16 protein-coding genes are annotated in these 15,462 nt (G+C 44.6%); 6 read left to right on the top strand and 10 right to left on the bottom strand.

Translation table 11 applies throughout. The annotated features are described in order from the left end of the window. Window positions 1–69: 69 nt before the first annotated feature. Both BCU34_RS20040 and BCU34_RS20035 read right to left on the bottom strand, forming a co-directional pair. Window positions 70–534: a GNAT family N-acetyltransferase gene (locus tag BCU34_RS20040; protein ID WP_102433189.1), complete on the bottom strand. Its 465-nt coding sequence runs from the start codon at window positions 532–534 to the stop codon at window positions 70–72. Window positions 535–556: 22 nt separating this feature from the next. Beyond that, a complete protein-coding gene (locus BCU34_RS20035) occupies window positions 557–1,654 on the bottom strand; it encodes a ketoacyl-ACP synthase III (protein ID WP_017097618.1) in 1,098 nt (365 codons plus the stop codon). A 122-nt stretch (window positions 1,655–1,776) separates the two neighbouring features. Between BCU34_RS20035 and trxC the strand changes: the two genes are divergently transcribed. After that, complete coding sequence (trxC, locus tag BCU34_RS20030) at window positions 1,777–2,211, top strand: thioredoxin TrxC (RefSeq protein WP_048660138.1); 435 nt, start codon at window positions 1,777–1,779, stop codon at window positions 2,209–2,211. A gap of 109 nt (window positions 2,212–2,320) precedes the next feature. Here trxC and BCU34_RS20025 read toward each other — a convergent pair whose 3' ends face one another. Next, on the bottom strand, window positions 2,321–3,988 hold the full coding sequence (locus tag BCU34_RS20025; protein WP_102478864.1) for a GMC family oxidoreductase: 1,668 nt from the start codon (window positions 3,986–3,988) through the stop codon (window positions 2,321–2,323). Next, complete coding sequence (locus BCU34_RS20020; protein ID WP_102478863.1) at window positions 3,981–5,567, bottom strand: long-chain-fatty-acid--CoA ligase; 1,587 nt, start codon at window positions 5,565–5,567, stop codon at window positions 3,981–3,983. Before BCU34_RS20020 ends, BCU34_RS20025 begins: the two co-directional genes overlap by 8 nt. A 370-nt stretch (window positions 5,568–5,937) precedes the next feature. Here BCU34_RS20020 and BCU34_RS20015 point away from each other — a divergent pair, with 370 nt between their 5' ends. From BCU34_RS20015 to BCU34_RS20005, 3 genes are all read left to right on the top strand, one after another. After that, window positions 5,938–6,963, top strand: coding sequence for an AraC family transcriptional regulator (locus BCU34_RS20015; RefSeq protein WP_102478862.1), 1,026 nt, complete (start codon window positions 5,938–5,940; stop codon window positions 6,961–6,963). A 270-nt stretch (window positions 6,964–7,233) separates the two neighbouring features. Beyond that, window positions 7,234–8,385, top strand: coding sequence for an MFS transporter (locus tag BCU34_RS20010; protein ID WP_055318845.1), 1,152 nt, complete (start codon window positions 7,234–7,236; stop codon window positions 8,383–8,385). A gap of 210 nt (window positions 8,386–8,595) precedes the next feature. Further along, on the top strand, window positions 8,596–9,723 hold the full coding sequence (locus BCU34_RS20005) for an ISAs1 family transposase (RefSeq protein ID WP_102480625.1): 1,128 nt from the start codon (window positions 8,596–8,598) through the stop codon (window positions 9,721–9,723). 35 nt (window positions 9,724–9,758) lie between these two features. Here BCU34_RS20005 and BCU34_RS20000 read toward each other — a convergent pair whose 3' ends face one another. The 3 genes from BCU34_RS20000 to BCU34_RS19990 form a co-directional block, all read right to left on the bottom strand. Beyond that, window positions 9,759–10,094, bottom strand: a complete 336-nt coding sequence (locus BCU34_RS20000; protein ID WP_065677073.1) for a winged helix-turn-helix domain-containing protein — start codon at window positions 10,092–10,094, stop codon at window positions 9,759–9,761. Window positions 10,095–10,270: 176 nt separating this feature from the next. Further along, entirely contained in the window at window positions 10,271–10,600 is a 330-nt protein-coding gene (locus BCU34_RS19995; protein ID WP_102479499.1) for a winged helix-turn-helix domain-containing protein, read from the bottom strand. Window positions 10,601–10,748: 148 nt separating this feature from the next. After that, window positions 10,749–11,642: a helix-turn-helix domain-containing protein gene (locus BCU34_RS19990; RefSeq protein WP_102479497.1), complete on the bottom strand. Its 894-nt coding sequence runs from the start codon at window positions 11,640–11,642 to the stop codon at window positions 10,749–10,751. A 50-nt stretch (window positions 11,643–11,692) separates the two neighbouring features. On the opposite strand from BCU34_RS19990, the gene BCU34_RS19985 reads away from it, so the two are divergent. After that, a complete protein-coding gene (locus BCU34_RS19985) occupies window positions 11,693–13,090 on the top strand; it encodes an MATE family efflux transporter (RefSeq protein WP_102479495.1) in 1,398 nt (465 codons plus the stop codon). Between the two features lie 109 nt (window positions 13,091–13,199). Here BCU34_RS19985 and BCU34_RS19980 read toward each other — a convergent pair whose 3' ends face one another. Continuing rightward, window positions 13,200–13,595 (bottom strand): nitrous oxide-stimulated promoter family protein, encoded by a 396-nt coding sequence (locus BCU34_RS19980; protein WP_017060975.1) that lies wholly within the window; start codon window positions 13,593–13,595, stop codon window positions 13,200–13,202. A 3-nt stretch (window positions 13,596–13,598) separates the two neighbouring features. Next, window positions 13,599–14,114, bottom strand: coding sequence for a GNAT family N-acetyltransferase (locus tag BCU34_RS19975; RefSeq protein WP_048660129.1), 516 nt, complete (start codon window positions 14,112–14,114; stop codon window positions 13,599–13,601). Between the two features lie 97 nt (window positions 14,115–14,211). Here BCU34_RS19975 and BCU34_RS19970 point away from each other — a divergent pair, with 97 nt between their 5' ends. Next, window positions 14,212–14,421, top strand: coding sequence for a DUF2986 domain-containing protein (locus BCU34_RS19970; protein ID WP_048662822.1), 210 nt, complete (start codon window positions 14,212–14,214; stop codon window positions 14,419–14,421). A gap of 115 nt (window positions 14,422–14,536) precedes the next feature. Here the strand turns inward: BCU34_RS19970 and BCU34_RS19965 are convergent, their stop codons facing one another. Beyond that, window positions 14,537–15,460, bottom strand: coding sequence for an ABC transporter substrate-binding protein (locus BCU34_RS19965; protein ID WP_102479494.1), 924 nt, complete (start codon window positions 15,458–15,460; stop codon window positions 14,537–14,539). Window positions 15,461–15,462 lie beyond the last annotated feature (2 nt).

Genomic DNA, 15,462 nt, shown 5'->3' with positions numbered 1-15,462 from the left:
GTAGAAGTCCCTAATTAAACGTAAATCAATTTATACCGCTGATTATAATTGGTTCTAAGAACTCAGCGATCAGATTCGCTCACCTACATTGCGAGCTATCATAAGCACTTCATCAGCAGAGTACAGGTTTGAAATCGTGGTTTCGACCTCTGCACCTAACGTCAATTGATAAAGCTTTTGTGCAAAGTTGTCAGCTCTGGTGGTCACTAATACATGTTTTAGCGTCGAGCCTTGCTCTGCTAGCTTCTGCTTCACTTGCGGCAAGGAGTCCAGAATCAGTTGTTTTCCCAATCCTTTCCCCTGCGCACTTGGTAACACGGCAAGTTGCTCTAGTTCTAAAACAGCTTCAGGTCTAAACCCACTCTTTTGCACCCAAATTATGTAGCCAACAATCTCACCTTCGCTCTCTGCAACGAAGTTAAGAAAGCGTGGTGAAGCGCTTAAGTTACATTGTAACCAATCTTTTGAGTTTTGCTGTCGAACAAAAGTAGCTTGGTGAACTAAAGCCGCACCATCAAGGTCGGCTTTTGCCATAAAACGAACTTGCGCCATGTTGCTACTCGTTCTCAGAATTAGGACGCGTTTTACAGTGTAAAATGGCTCTTTCCAAAAGCTCTAAAGCCGACTTATCCGCTTCTGGAAGCTTAGCATCCGATTGACCTAGTGGTTCAACACGGCTACCCCATTTAATATGACCAGCACCCCAAGTTAAACCAGCACCGAATGCCGCTACAAGGATGTTTGAGTTCGGTTTAACAAAGCCTTGCTCTAACGATTCACACAATGCAATTGGCACAGTCGCAGCCGACGTGTTGCCGTAATTTTGAATGTTCACGAACGCTTTCTCACGTTCAATGCCCGCCATATCGCACAGAGTTTGAATGATTCGGATATTTGCTTGATGTGGAATCACAACGTCAATGTTGTCTGTTGAGATGCCAGTACGGCTCAATACTGTGTGTGCTGCTGCACCCATGCCTTTAACCGCTCGTTTGAAGATCTCTTTACCTACGAAATCAAAGTCCCAGTAACCGTTGTCAGCAGCGAAGCGATCCATAGATGTACCGAACTTTGGTACCGCTAGAATATCGCGGCCTTCTGCATCACAACCTATCTGCGCTTCTTGCAGGCCAACTTGTTCTTCAGTGCGAGATAGAACCACAGCGCCAGCGCCATCACCGAATAGAACCGCAGTATCACGCTTGGTCCAGTCGATGAAGAATGAAAGACGTTCTGCGCCCACAACGATTGCATTGCGGTAGTTGCCCGCTTGAATCAATCGAGTTGCGGTTTCAACACCGTAAATGAAGCCTGTACATGCTGCGTTAAGGTCAAAAGCCGCTGCGCTCTTGATACCTAGGTTCTGTTGAACCTTAGACGCAGTATTTGGAATAAGAGAATCAGGGCTGCACGTTGCGATGATCACGAGATCGATATCTTCGGCAGTAAGGCCAGCGCACGCCATTGCGTGTTGAGCAGCAACAGTCGCTAGCTCAGAGGTATTTACATGACTGATACGACGGTTTTCGATACCAGTTCGAGTACGAATCCACTCGTCAGACGTATCAATGAAAGTGCTTAAATCATCATTGGACAGCACGGCTGGTGGCAGACACTTTCCCCAGCCAGTAATTTCGGCGTAAAATTTTGTCATCATTTACCTGTTTATTGTTTGTTTTTATTTAAGTATCGTATTCTAGTTTTAAACAGTATAAGCGCTCCGTGCGTGATTCGTAAATCACGTTAGCCACGGAGTTACAATAAAAAGAGAAAGTTATGTCTACATTCAACACACGCTGCCCTTCTTGTAATGGCTTAAACCGAGTTCCTTCAGAAAGAATTTCAGAAAGCCCAACTTGTGGTAAATGCAAAACAGCACTGCTCGATGGCGCTCCTATCGAGGGAACGTCACTTAATTTCCAATCTATCTTGAACAGTTCACAGCCTGTAGTTGTCGACTTCTGGGCGACATGGTGTAACCCATGTGTAGGCTTCGCGCCTGTGTTCAGCGACGTTGCAAAAGAACGCTCTGGAGATGTTCGATTCGTTAAGATTGATACTGAAGCTCAGCAACAGCTTGCTGCAATGTATCAAATCAGAAGTATTCCGACGGTGATGGTCTTTAAAGACGGTAAACGTGTCGACACGATCAACGGTGCGTTACCAAAAGGTCAATTTGATCAATGGCTTAATCAAGCTCTAACGAAGTAAGTTTGTTTCGATTCTTTCAGCAATCAACAAACAAAATAGGTTAAGGAACCTTAATGGATAAGGCTCCCTAACCTATTGTAAATCTGCCTGTTTTCTCTAACCTTTCCGGCTAACCAGTCATTTCGTGTTCTGCGCTCTCATTCGCGACCTGCTTATTTACACTGTCTTTCTTATCTAAGTTGTATTGGCTTTTAATCTGATCAGCGACTTTTTCAGCAATCATAATGGTTGGCGCATTAGTGTTTGCCCCAATCAGTGTCGGCATTACCGAAGCATCAATGACTCTCAAGTTATCCAATCCATAAACTTTGAGATCTTTATCTACCACGGCTAATGAATCACTATTAGGCCCCATTTTACAGGTTCCAACAGGGTGATATTGGGTATCAGCTCGGTTACGGATGTCTTGCTCTATAGCCTTGTCATCATTGACATCAACAGGATAAAAAGCATTGCCACGAATATCATCGAACGCTTCGCTTTCTAGCATTTGATACTGCTTTTTCCACCCTTTAATCATGATCTCCATGTCTTCAGGATGGCTGAAAAACGCAGGGTCGATCTTTGGCGGATCGTAGGGATCGGCGCTATTCAGTGTTACGGTGCCATGGCTTTTAGGTCTCAGTAAGGTGACATGCGAGGTAAACCCATGACTGGTATGAATTTTTCTCGCATGGTCATCGACTACTGCGACCACAAATACAAACTCTAAATCCGGCACAGCGATATGATCATCGGAACAAAGAAAACCGATTCCCTCTGCGAAGTTACTGCTCATTTTCCCGCGGCGTTCTTTGTGCCATAAGGGCAAAGCTTTGGTCATTTCAGATGCCATTTGCAATGAAATACCGAACGTTTCGCGCTTTTCACTGCACTTGTATGAGTGAACCAAGTCGATATGATCTTGCAAGTTCTTACCCACACCCGGTAACTCGTGAATCTGTTCGATGCCATGCGCCTCTAATTCGTCTTTGGCGCCAACGCCCGATAGCAACAGCAACTGAGGAGACCCAAAAGCACCTGCAGACAAAATGACTTCCTTGTTGCATCGGATCTGATAACGTTTGCCATTTGAGCCGTATTCAACACCTACCGCTTTCTTACCTTCAAACAAAACCTTATGTGTGGTTGCTTTGGTCACGACGGTGAGATTTGGACGCGAGAGATTTGGCGTCAAGTAAGCCTTGGCAGCACTGCATCGTTCACCATTCAGCTGAGTTACCTGCGTCGGCATTGCACCAAACTGAGCAGCACCGTTGATGTCTTCATTGCGAGGCACACCTATCGACTCACACGCAGTTAAATAGCGTTCCAACATTGGGCTTGGCGACCTAAGGTTTGCCACATTAAGAGGACCACCTTGACCATGAAACTCATCTTGGTGGACTTCGTTATTCTCTGCTTTTTTAAAGTAAGGCAGACACGATTCATACTTCCAGCCAGCATTACCTAAACTTTCCCATGTATCGTAGTCATAGCGATGTCCACGGGCGTACATCATGGCATTGATAGAACTGGAGCCACCGAGAGTCTTGCCCCTCGGTTGATAGCCCTTCCTACCATTTAAACCCGGCTGTTCGACTGTCTCGAAAGCCCAGTTATTGAGCTTGGTCGGCATCATAGCCACAACGCCAACCGGCGTATGAATAAATGGGCTCGTATCTTTACCGCCAGCTTCTAACAAGCAAACCGTCACATTAGGGTCTTCCGACAATCGAGAAGCCATCACACAACCAGCCGAACCGCCACCTACGATGATAAAGTCATAGTTATCCATTGATTGCCTCCGCAACTTCTAAAGGGTGTAGCTCTCGTTTTAAGACTTTTCCGGTAGCAGTCATGGGTAAGGCGCTACGAATAAACACCTTACGAGGATATTTGTAGTCCGCGAGTTGCTCACGACACCAAGCCATCAAGGCTTTGCTATCACACTGGGTATGCTCGTGAAGTACAACATGGGCGTGAATCTCTTCACCCAACTGATCATGGTGCTCGCCCACCACCGCCACCATCTCCACATCAGGGTGACACATCAATACTTCTTCAATTTCTCGTGGATAAACGTTGTAACCACCACGAATGATCATGTCTTTAACACGATCAACAATAAACAAGTTACCGTGCTCATCGACGCGTCCGATGTCACCCGTTAAAAACCAACCGTCTCTGATCGCTTCTGCCGTTGCTTCAGGTCGTTGATAATAACCTTTCATGACACTTGGGCTTTTAATGCAGACTTCTCCCAAATCCCCCATAGCGACTGAGTTGCCTTGGATGTCTGCAATCTTAATAAGCTGACCACATAAAGGCTGACCCACACTGCCCGAAAGTCTATCGCCATCAATGTGATTAAAGGTCGCAACCGGCGCAGTTTCAGACAGCCCATACCCTTCTAAGACTGGTAATTCGAAACGAGATTCAAACTGTCGTATAACCTCAAGCGGCATAGAAGCTCCGCCAGATACGCCTAACCTCAAGCTGTGTTTGACTTGCTCTGAGCGCTCTAAAGACTCTTCTCCAGCTTTTAGAAGCGCAATATACATAGTAGGAACGCCCGCAAACACACTGACTTTATGGTTAATGATCTGCTCGATCACCAAGGACGGCTCAAAGCGCGGAATCAACACCATGGTAGAGCCCGTTAACACGCTCGCGTTCATCATCACGGTTTGGCCAAAACTGTGGAATAGAGGAAGTGTGGCCATTGTGGTATCGCTATATTCCAATCTCATAAGATACTGCGAAGACATCGCATTGGTTTGCATGTTGGTGTGGGAAAGCTCAGCCCCTTTTGGCTGCCCAGTCGTACCAGAGGTATAAAGGATCACAGCAGTATCATCGCCATGACAAGCCACAGATTCAAAGGGAGTCAAAGGTTGTGCTAACCAATCAGCTATTGATTCATGCTGCTCATGGTTTTCTGAAAGCAAGGATGTTGCGCCGTTTGGTATTGGCATAGACACGAAATGTTCGCAGTTATCGACCTGTACAAAACCTTGTAATCCATAGCGTCCGATAGGTAACTCTTCACTGCCCTCAAAGCATAAATAAGCTTTCGCATCTGAATCATTAAGGTGATAAGCGATCTCTCTGGCCTTGAATAACACATTCAAAGGCACCACCACACAGCCCGCTTTTAGAATCCCGTAATAAGCGATTGGAAAATACGTGACGTTCGGACACGACAGCGCGACCTTATCTCCCTTTTTTAACCCGAGCCTTTTTAGGTTCGCGGCCACGTTTCCAGAAAGTTGTTCTAACTGAGAAAAGCTGACTTCATCCGATCCCATACGCAGAGCGGCTTTAGTTGGAAAAAGCGAAGCGCTGCGCTCCAAGTTAACAGCAAGATTGTGCATCCATGATCTCCTTATTCGGCTTGACCTAGCGGTCACATTCGCCTTAGACGTTTTAATCGTTGTAATAAGTGTTGTCTTTGTTGCTATCAAATTCTGCACATTGGTGTGTCATGTAGGTAAGAGTAGTTATTGAGCAAAATGTTTAAGATGTTCCAATATGCAACCCATCAAATTACAACATTTTGATAACATTTCGAACAGGTTTCAAAAAGACAAAAACCGGTGATATTCGGACACAGCTCTATCAGGCCTTGTAAAACCTTGCACACATAAAGCAAAAGTTTGAACAAGCTTGGGAAAGTGAGAACAGGCGACAAGCGCAAATGTTAAGAGTTCGGTTAAGATGGCAATATTCAACAAGAGGCATCCTATGAAATACACCGCAGTCTACGAACCCGATATGCAAGCATTCGGCATTCTTGATCTTCAATTACTGCATCGCTATATGTCACCCGCCCTCAATATCGAAGCATTATTGGAAGGCAGTAACATTGAAGCTCTGCAGCTCAACACGCCAGACACCCACATTACCTTGGCGCAAAAGTTGGCGGTGTTCAGTAACGCATTGGCGAATACTGATGAAGGCGGTTTAGGGTTAAGAGTCGGTCAACAAGCACGGTTTAGTGACTTTGGTGTTCTAGGTTATGCAGTATTCAGCAGTGAAACACTATTAGATGCATTGCTGATTGGATTTAAATATCTGCAGCTTGCTGGCCCTGTACTTAGAAAAACGATGTCAGTAGAAGATAACGTTGGGTACTTTAGAGCCGAGCAGCTGATCGACTTGGACTCGCTGCTGCCATTTTGTTGCGAATATTGGTTCACCGCAATTCAAAGCCTGTGTGAAGAAGTACTACAACAACCATTCCCATCCCAAGTGATCCGCTTCCCTTACCCGAAGCCAGAATACGGCGACCTCTACACAGAGATTTTCCGTTGCCCCGTCGAATTCAATAGTGATCGCCTTGAATGGCAGTTTGATGCAACAAGTTTGTACTCGCCTCTTCCTACCGCCAATACCATCACGCTGCAGATGTGTCTGAATTCGTGTGACGACATGTTGGCAAAAGTCAGTGCGTCCGCCAGCCTAAAAGAAAAAGTCTCTCAAATGCTACTTGAGAGACCTGGATGTTACCCTTCGATAGAATCTATTTCATCAGAATTGGGGATGTCTTCTCGAACGCTACGCCGGCATCTCAAAGCCGTCGATACCAGCTACCAGAAGATACTGGACCACGTTCATTTTCACCTTTCTCGACACTACCTTTCTTCAACTCAAATGAGCATTGAAGAGATATCTGAGCGCGTTGGGTTTTCAGACAGCGCTAACTTTCGACATGCCTTTCGTAAGTGGAGTGGAAGCTCGCCTAGACAATACCGACAAGAAGTGGTCTAACACGATTAAACGCCCTAAATTAAAATCTGATGAATACAACGAACCTCTCTCCGTCTTTCAAATTAAATAGTCGTTTGAACAACGCTTTATCGGCTATTTAACCGCAGAAAATATCGCGAAAACATGAAATATCACAACGGTATTTTAGCTAACAAACACGATAAATTTCTTTTATCTTCACGACCATTTTTATTCGTTTTACCCAATCCAGTTTCTCCCCCATAGTCGCGGAAAATTCATCGTTTCTTTCACTATTTAGAGGCTGCTACATTGGACAACATCCAACCAACAACTCGCATAACTGTTCCTGTTATTGCATTGTCTTTTTACGCGATAGCTTCAGGCTACTTAATGAGTTCATTACCATTAATGCTGTCTGAGTATGGCTTAGACAGTAATCTATCGAGTTGGTTGGCGAGTGCCTTTTATGCAGGTCTTCTAGCGGGTACGTTATTGATTGAACGCGCCATCGCTCGTATTGGTCATAAAGACGCATTCGTGGTGGCACTGAGCGTATTCATTGCAACGATCCTTGTATTGCCATTGATCCCACATCAAGCGGTATGGCTATTGGCTCGTTTTGTTGCTGGTGTTGCGGTAGCGGGCATCTTCGTAATTGTTGAATCTTGGCTAATGAGCGGTGATGAATCTCAGCGTGCGAAACGTTTAGGGGTTTACATGTGTTCGCTATACGGCGGATCTGCCGTTGGTCAACTTGGCATTGGATACCTTGGTATTACAGGCGGCGTGCCTTTCATTGCAATGTTCACCTTGTTGTTTGGTGCAATCATTGTGTTGATGTACGGACAAGCGACAGCACCACAAATTCACGATGCTAAGTCTTTATCACTGAAGCAAATCAGCAAACTGAGCCACAGCGCACTAATTGGTTGTATTGTATCGGGGCTAACACTTGGTTCTATTTATGGCTTGATGCCTGTAGAGCTGGCTCAGCGCAACATCGCACACCAAGATATTGGTGGTTTGATGGCGTTAGTAATTATGGGTGGTATGGCTGTTCAGCCGATGGTGACATGGTTATCTCACCACATAGGACAAGTGTTATTAATGGCTCTGTTCAGCTTACTAGGGGTTGCAAGCATTGGTGTACTAACGATAAACCATGATTTCTACGTACTAGGCATGAGCCTATTCGTACTGGGCATGGCAACATTCGCACTTTACCCAATTGCGATTAACTTAGGTTGTCGTAACTTAGACCCAAGCTATCTGGTGTCAGTGACTCAGGTTATGCTGTTGTGTTACAGCATCGGTTCAGTCGCAGGGCCATTAGTTGCAGATAGCTTTATGGACTCTCAAGCAGGACTATTTACTTACCTGTTTGCGTCTCTGCTAGCGACAACGATTTACATGTTAATCGCAAGTCTAAAGCGTTCTCCTCTACAGATTGCTGGCGAGTGATATAGCAAGTTTATTAGATAGAGAATAGTGGGGCTCTTCGTGATGACTAATCGTCTAAATGAAGCGCCCTTTTCTTTAACTGTAATAATGCGGAGAAATATAAAACCAGCGAACCAGGGCAAGATCATGAACATTTTTCGCCCAATGGTTGACTAACGTTGACCTGATGGGTTGGTTGTGATCTTATTCTCCTCTTTTTGAGGAGCACCCATGAATTTAGATACCATCAAAACGTATTTCAGCATCATTCGAGACGAACGACAAAGCGCAAAAGTAGACTATCCTCTGTTCGACATTTTATTTGGTTCAATTTGTGCCGTAATAGCCGGAGGTCAAGGCTGGACTGATATTCGCGAGTATGTTCTCGGACACCATGAATGGTTTCTTAAACATGGTTTATTCGAAAAAGGTGTGCCGGTTGATGATACCTTTGCTCGTCTGATTTCAAACATCGACCCGGCAGAGTTCCGAGATTGCTTTCTAGCCTGGATGAAAGCAGTGCACAAGTTAACTGGTGGTGAGGTGGTAGCCATTGACGGCAAAACTTTACGGGGTTCCTATGACAGAAACGACAGGCAAAGCACCATTCACATGGTGAGTGCTTATTCCTGTGCTAATCAACTCGTATTAGGTCAGCTAAAAACCGATGCTAAGAGTAATGAAATCACAGCGATACCTGCACTCCTCCAGATGCTCGACTTACGAGGTGCTATCGTGACGATTGATGCGATGGCCTGCCAGACTAAGATAGCAAAGGCTATCACGAGCAAAGGCGGTGATTACTTATTATCGGTTAAGGGTAATCAAGGCAAGTTAGCGGCCTCGATTCAGTCCGCCTTCTCCTCACGCCGGCGAGATCCGATTGACTGGGATAGGTATCAAGTTGAGAAGCAGAAGGGCCGGATTGAAGCGCGTACTTGTCATATCCTGAGTGCTCGTGAGTTGGAGGGTGACTTCTCCACTTGGGATAGGTTAACCAGTATTGTGATGGTCGAAAACTACCGAGCAACAAAAGGCAAGGCTCCAGAGTTGGAGTATCGTTACTACATTAGTTCAGCAGAACTGACCTCAGAGCAGGCAAGAGAGGCTATCCGTGCCCACTGGGGCATTGAATCCATGCATTGGATTTTAGATGTCAGTATGGGTGAAGATGCTTGTCAGATTTATAGAGAAAATGCTGCTGAAAACATGGCGGGATTAAGACATATGGCACTGAACATGCTCAGAGCTGAGTCAACCAAGATTAGCGTACCGATGAAACAGAAGCGGTGTATGATGAAGCCTGCCTACTTGGAACAAGTTCTTATGGCTGGATTTACATCGATGGCTAAATCTTAACCATTCATGCGGACGCCCTGACCAGCGAACAGTGTTTAAGGTTGGAACACGTAACCTTCACCCGTTATCGTCATGATCAGCCCATCACCAAACAAAGATCGAATTTCCGATATGGCGACGATCACAGAAGAATTGGTGACTTTCTCACTTTCCCAGCCAATCTTCTTTAATTGACCAACACTGAACAATTCACCTCGATGTCGATTCATAAATAAAATGATCTTTCGGTATGCCAAAGGCATGGTAGCCAGTACGTAGCCATTCTCTACATTGCGAATAAGTTTGGTGTTGAGTTCAACAATTTTACCGTTTAATTCAAGTATTACGTTGTTTTCAGAGTGGTTCGTTTCTATTCCAGGATAAGAGTCCATTTTTAGATAATTCCCTTACTATATAGCCAGCGACAATGTCAGATTTGTTCGTATTTATATAACGTCGCTTATATGTGGACGTTTTAGATTTGACGATAATCAATGGAATTCGTACGGTAAAGAGATTAAATTTTTATTATTAAAATATTAATAGGATATCAATAGGAGATTATTTATTACTCCATGACATACCCTTCGTTGGAAATTGTTTGAATACAACGACAGTCGAGAACTCTTCTGATCTCGTAAATAGCCACCAATACAGACGCACATGTCACCGCTTTACCGGCCCAACCTACACGCTTCAATATTTGCTTGCTAACTACTTGACCTCTGTTCAGGTAAAGATAGAAAAGCACTTTACGATGAGGCTCAGAAAGCGTTCCTATTATTGAACCACAGCCCTGTTTTCGAACAATTTTTGTGCCTGATTGAAACTCTTTACTATTTAAAATGAGCTTTGATGGAAGAACAAAATCATCCACCTCGCCGATATCTTTTTGCATTTATACCTCACCCTGCATATGCAGTCGTGCTTTTAGATGTTTCTGATAGTACCGAATAGGGCAAAAATACTAAATTGATAGATAGCTCAATACAGTAATATTACTGCAAAGTTTGATCTTGCGTAATTGATCGAGGAAATAAGCATGGCTAACCGGGCAGTCGATGACTCTTTCGATATTGACTAGGTGACAGACCGAAATGCTTTTTGAAACGATGTGAGAAGTTATATGGGTCTTTATAGCCTAGACGATTGGCTATCATCGACACCGACCAATCTTGCTGCTTCAACAAACTGGTGGCTTTATCCATTCTCAACTGAATCAATTTGCTGCGTGGTGATAGGTCGAATAGCGTCTTGGTGACTCGATTAAGTTGCTCTTCGCTGATAAACACCCTTTGTGCCATGCCAGCGACAGTCCATGGTTGGTGCAGACTGCTTTCAATCTCATTATAGAGTGCTTGAACACGTGCAGTAGTACTGGTCGACTTAGGCTCAAATCCCGTCAATGTTCGGATAATTTCACTCAAGAGTAACTTACGGTAACTGGCTCGACCGCCTATCTCAAAGTAAACCAAGTTCATTAATGACCAGATCTGCTCACACTCTCCGACCGGCACAATCCCCTGACCTAAACTTGCTATGTGCTGCCATTGCTGCGTATCGGGCGTCAGCATCCACGCCATTTTCCAATAATTATATTGAGGATCAAGTTCAAAACGAAATGGGGTTTCAGCAGGAAGAACCACCAGCGTATAAGGTGTAATCTCTTGTACCGATGTTGCGGTTGTTAGAATACCGCCACCTTCCATAGTGAAAATCAACGTATGAACATTAACGGATTCTCGCTCAACCCAATAACCATCATATAGCTTCGCCATACCTCCCATGTAGACACCAAAGCTTTTCATCTCTGGAATATCTTCAACGGTCAAAAAACGTTCTTTGCACTGTTCAGCGAGAAAAACATCATCGTGCCAAGTTGATTTTGGTCTCATTGAATCAATGACAGATTCGCACAGGTTTTGTTGTTTTTTAAACATGTTGTTACTTCGCTCAAATCACTATAGTTCTGCCATAAATCGGAGAGCTTATGACAACTAACATCAACCCTAACTCATCTATGAATAACAAGCCAGAGAGCATATTACCTCGTATCGTTAAACTTGGTTTACCTGTTTCTTTACAAAGTGCGCTTGTCGCTATTCTTGCCCTTGCTGACGTATTGATGGTCAGTGACTATGGTATGGAAGCAGCTGCGGCTGTGGGAATTGCATCAAAATGGCACTTCGTTGCTATTATGATTATGGCAGGGTTGGCCTCAGCAAACGGAACATTAGTCGCTCAATACTGGGGAAAGAATGACCGAAAAAGCGCACGAACGGTATCATCTATCGCGATGGTGTTTGGCTTAAAAGTTCTGTTGCCTGTGACTGCAATCATCACTCTTGGTTCTCAGTTTTTAATGATGTTGCAAACCAGCGATCAAACCGTGATTGAACTTGGCGCGACTTACCTATGGTATGGCTTCCCCGTTCTACTGCTGACTCACATTGTAGTCGTGGTAGAAGCAAGCATGCGCTCATCAGGTGACACCGTAACCCCACTACTATTGGGCGCGGTGACCATTGCACTCAACATTGCGCTTAACTTCGTTCTAATCAAAGGTGCCTTTGGTATTCCCGCTATGGGCGTAGCAGGTGCAGCACTGGCGACGACACTCGCTCGCGCAATTCAAGTTGGCTTGATGTATGGCTACATGCGCATGCGTAACCACTGGTTGTTAACCACGCCTAGCTCACCACATCGTCCGTCATTATGGTTGTCTTACCGTCGTATTGCTTTGCCACTAACGATGAATGCCGTGTTATGGGCAATGGGTACTATGGCATACCAAATGATCTTCGGTCACATGGGCACAACTGAACTTGCTGTGTTCTCTATGCTCGCGCCGTTTGAATCACTGTGTTACTCGATTTTCTTTGGTATTTCGGTAGCGTGTTCAGTACTGCTTGGTCATTCATTAGGCCGTGATGAGTTTGATGACGCAATGAGTATGGGGTTGACCTTCATTAAAGCCGTCGTTGGATTTGGCGCGGTTGTAGGATTGCTACTGTTTATGGGCAAAGAGCATGTTCTAACATGGCTGAACCTTTCTACAGATGCACTCTACCCACTCGCTTCACCTGCAATGACCATTATGTGTTTTGCTGTGGTGATTCGTATGCTCAACATGGTGATCATCAACGGTATTATTCGCGCTGGTGGCGATAACGCGTTCTGCCTACGTATGGATTTCATCGCGATGTGGATGGTGGGTATTCCAGTGTGTGTTTACTGCGCATTTATCGCTGGATGGGACTTCAAATACATCTATGGTCTGATGTTAGTAGAAGAAGTAGTGAAACTGGCTATCTGTTCACACCGTTACTTGAGCCGACGCTGGATCAACAACCTAACGGTTACTTATGAAGAACCACAAGCGGCGTAAGTTACAGTTACCTGGCTATATTCAAGCTTAGATAAATCGTATCTACATCAAAAAAGGTCTGAGAAATCAGACCTTTTTCGTTTCTTTAGAAATTACTTTCAAGCGCCACTTACTTCTTGTTCATTCGGATATGACGATTAGATACGTTCGGCAGCGGCTTTTCAGGCACTTTCCGCTTCTCATGAATCAGATGTCGAATCGCTAAAATAGGATGCTTAAGTAGCATTCTTGGCCCGGCATAGCGCATCACTAAACGCATTTGCTCTTTCGGATCAGGTTTATAGCAATGAATCGGACACTTATTACAGGTCGGTTTTGCTTCGCCATAAGGACATCTATCCAGTCGTGTTTCGGCATAACGCAGCAGTTGCTCACACTCCTCACATAACGCATTATTCTGACGAACTTCACCGTGGTGATCTTTGCAATAGATGTGCACCATCGCAATAACGGTTTTGTACTCCGTTGCGAGCTCGCCTTGTAGAATATTGTTATGTTGGAACATGTTTTAATTACCTAATGAGAAACCGTACAGGTTGAGATTAACACTTTCGCTTATCACATCTTCAACTCGCTCAAACACAAAGCCTAATTTAGTCAGTAGTGCGATACTTCGAATGTTATCAGAGGTTGTGATGGCAACTAAATGATCGATATCAGCGTTCTGCTTAGCTTGTTCAATTATCGCCTCCGCTGCTTCTTGGGCAAAGCCTTGACCATAAAACTCAGGAACAAACCCGTAGCCAATATCATGCGACTCTAAGGTGTCTCTTTTTATTAGTCCGCAGATACCAATTGGTGTTGAACAATCCTTGATTTCAACCATCAACAAACAGACTCCCTTCTCTTCGTGCATCTTAAGAATGTTGTTTTCGATGTATTCGACAGCCTTGTCAGTGTCGCTGATTTCCTTATCACCAATGTAACGCAGAAAATCTTCTGAGCTGTATAATCGCTGAATAAACGCCGCATCTTGAGGCGTGATCATTCTTAATCGTAAACGTTCGGTCTCGACGGCCTGCATAGTGATATTTTCCTTGCTGAATACCATGTAAATATTGAGTTCTAGAGCTAAAATGATTATCCTCCACCGCCTAAACTAAATACAAGGCTATGCAGCAATGAACCGTAAGAAAAAAATCAATCAAATTCTAAAAAAGAAGCAGAAACAGGCGAATTCTAAACTGCATAGTAGCAACAAGCCTCGCTACATTTCTAAAGCTGACCGCGCAAAAATGGAAGCTGAAGAACAAGCTAAAGCGGCTCAAGAGCACGCTGAAGGTTCAGTAGAAGCGACTGTCGAAGCTGAAGAGACAAAAGCTGCAGAGTAAGTTAAAACTCGCAGTCCTCTTGTCCAAATCTCCGTACTGAGCCAACAGACAAGAACAAAAAAAGCAGCCTCTATTTGGGCTGCTTTTTTGATCCTACTATTTGTAATCGCGCTGATTAGCCTTTGAATGGCTGCACTTCCCAACGGGCAAACGGTGCTTTTCCATTAATCCCTGCTCTACCCCAACGATCAACAGAATCCACAACCAAGATACGCTCATTCGGTACTAATGATTTAATCAAGTTACTTGGCTTTTTCGCTGTGACTAACCAAAGAGCATCGTCTTCCGAAAACATCTCTTTAAGTTTAGCTTTGTCTTCGTCTGTCCATTCCAGTTCAGCTTTGAACATGCGATCTTCAACAAACAGTTGGCTGCCAGACGCGAAGTCTTCCAAGCTTTCTGAAAGCAACAATACTGAATCTACGTCATTATCTAGCAATACTGCTTGCTGCTTGTTGATCAGTTCACGAACATCCAACATCACACGTTGTAAGTTGCTATCAATCGTTTCAGCTTGTGTCGGCCACAATAACTTAAAGTCGTCAGCCACAATCGCCGCCATACGCGTTAAGTTGGTCGGATTTAACCACGCGTATTTAGACACATCACCATTCGACAATGTAAGCGCTGCAACACCTTGTGCACGCGGTGTGATCGCTCGAGCCGCATCCACCTCAACCAAACGGATATTGCCTTGTCTTGCGTATACAAAGGTAGGATCCGCTTGCCAGATGGATGACAGTGTTACCGCAACGGTCGCCTTTTCGCCAGATTGAAGCACTTTACTCGCACCCTTGGTACCAAACCAATTCGGCAGACGGTCAATACCGTAGCGCTTCGGTGGAAGATATTCAGTGGTAATGTCCGTGTCTTTGGTTAGCTCTGTCGCCAACGCATAAGTCACAGGTGTACTGGTTAGGATGTCTTCTGCATTCACGTTCAGTGACAGCACAGAACCAGCCATTAACACACTACCAAGTACACTCACTTGAGCCGTTGCTTTTACTGAGCTAGCGATACGATTCATTAAACAAGTCATGA

It is taken from the genome of Vibrio sp. 10N.286.45.E10 (assembly GCF_002874195.2).
GTDB classification, from domain to species: Bacteria; Pseudomonadota; Gammaproteobacteria; order Enterobacterales; family Vibrionaceae; genus Vibrio; species Vibrio crassostreae.
Note: the sequence above shows the minus strand (reverse complement) of the source record. Positions and strands in the feature narration are given on the sequence as shown.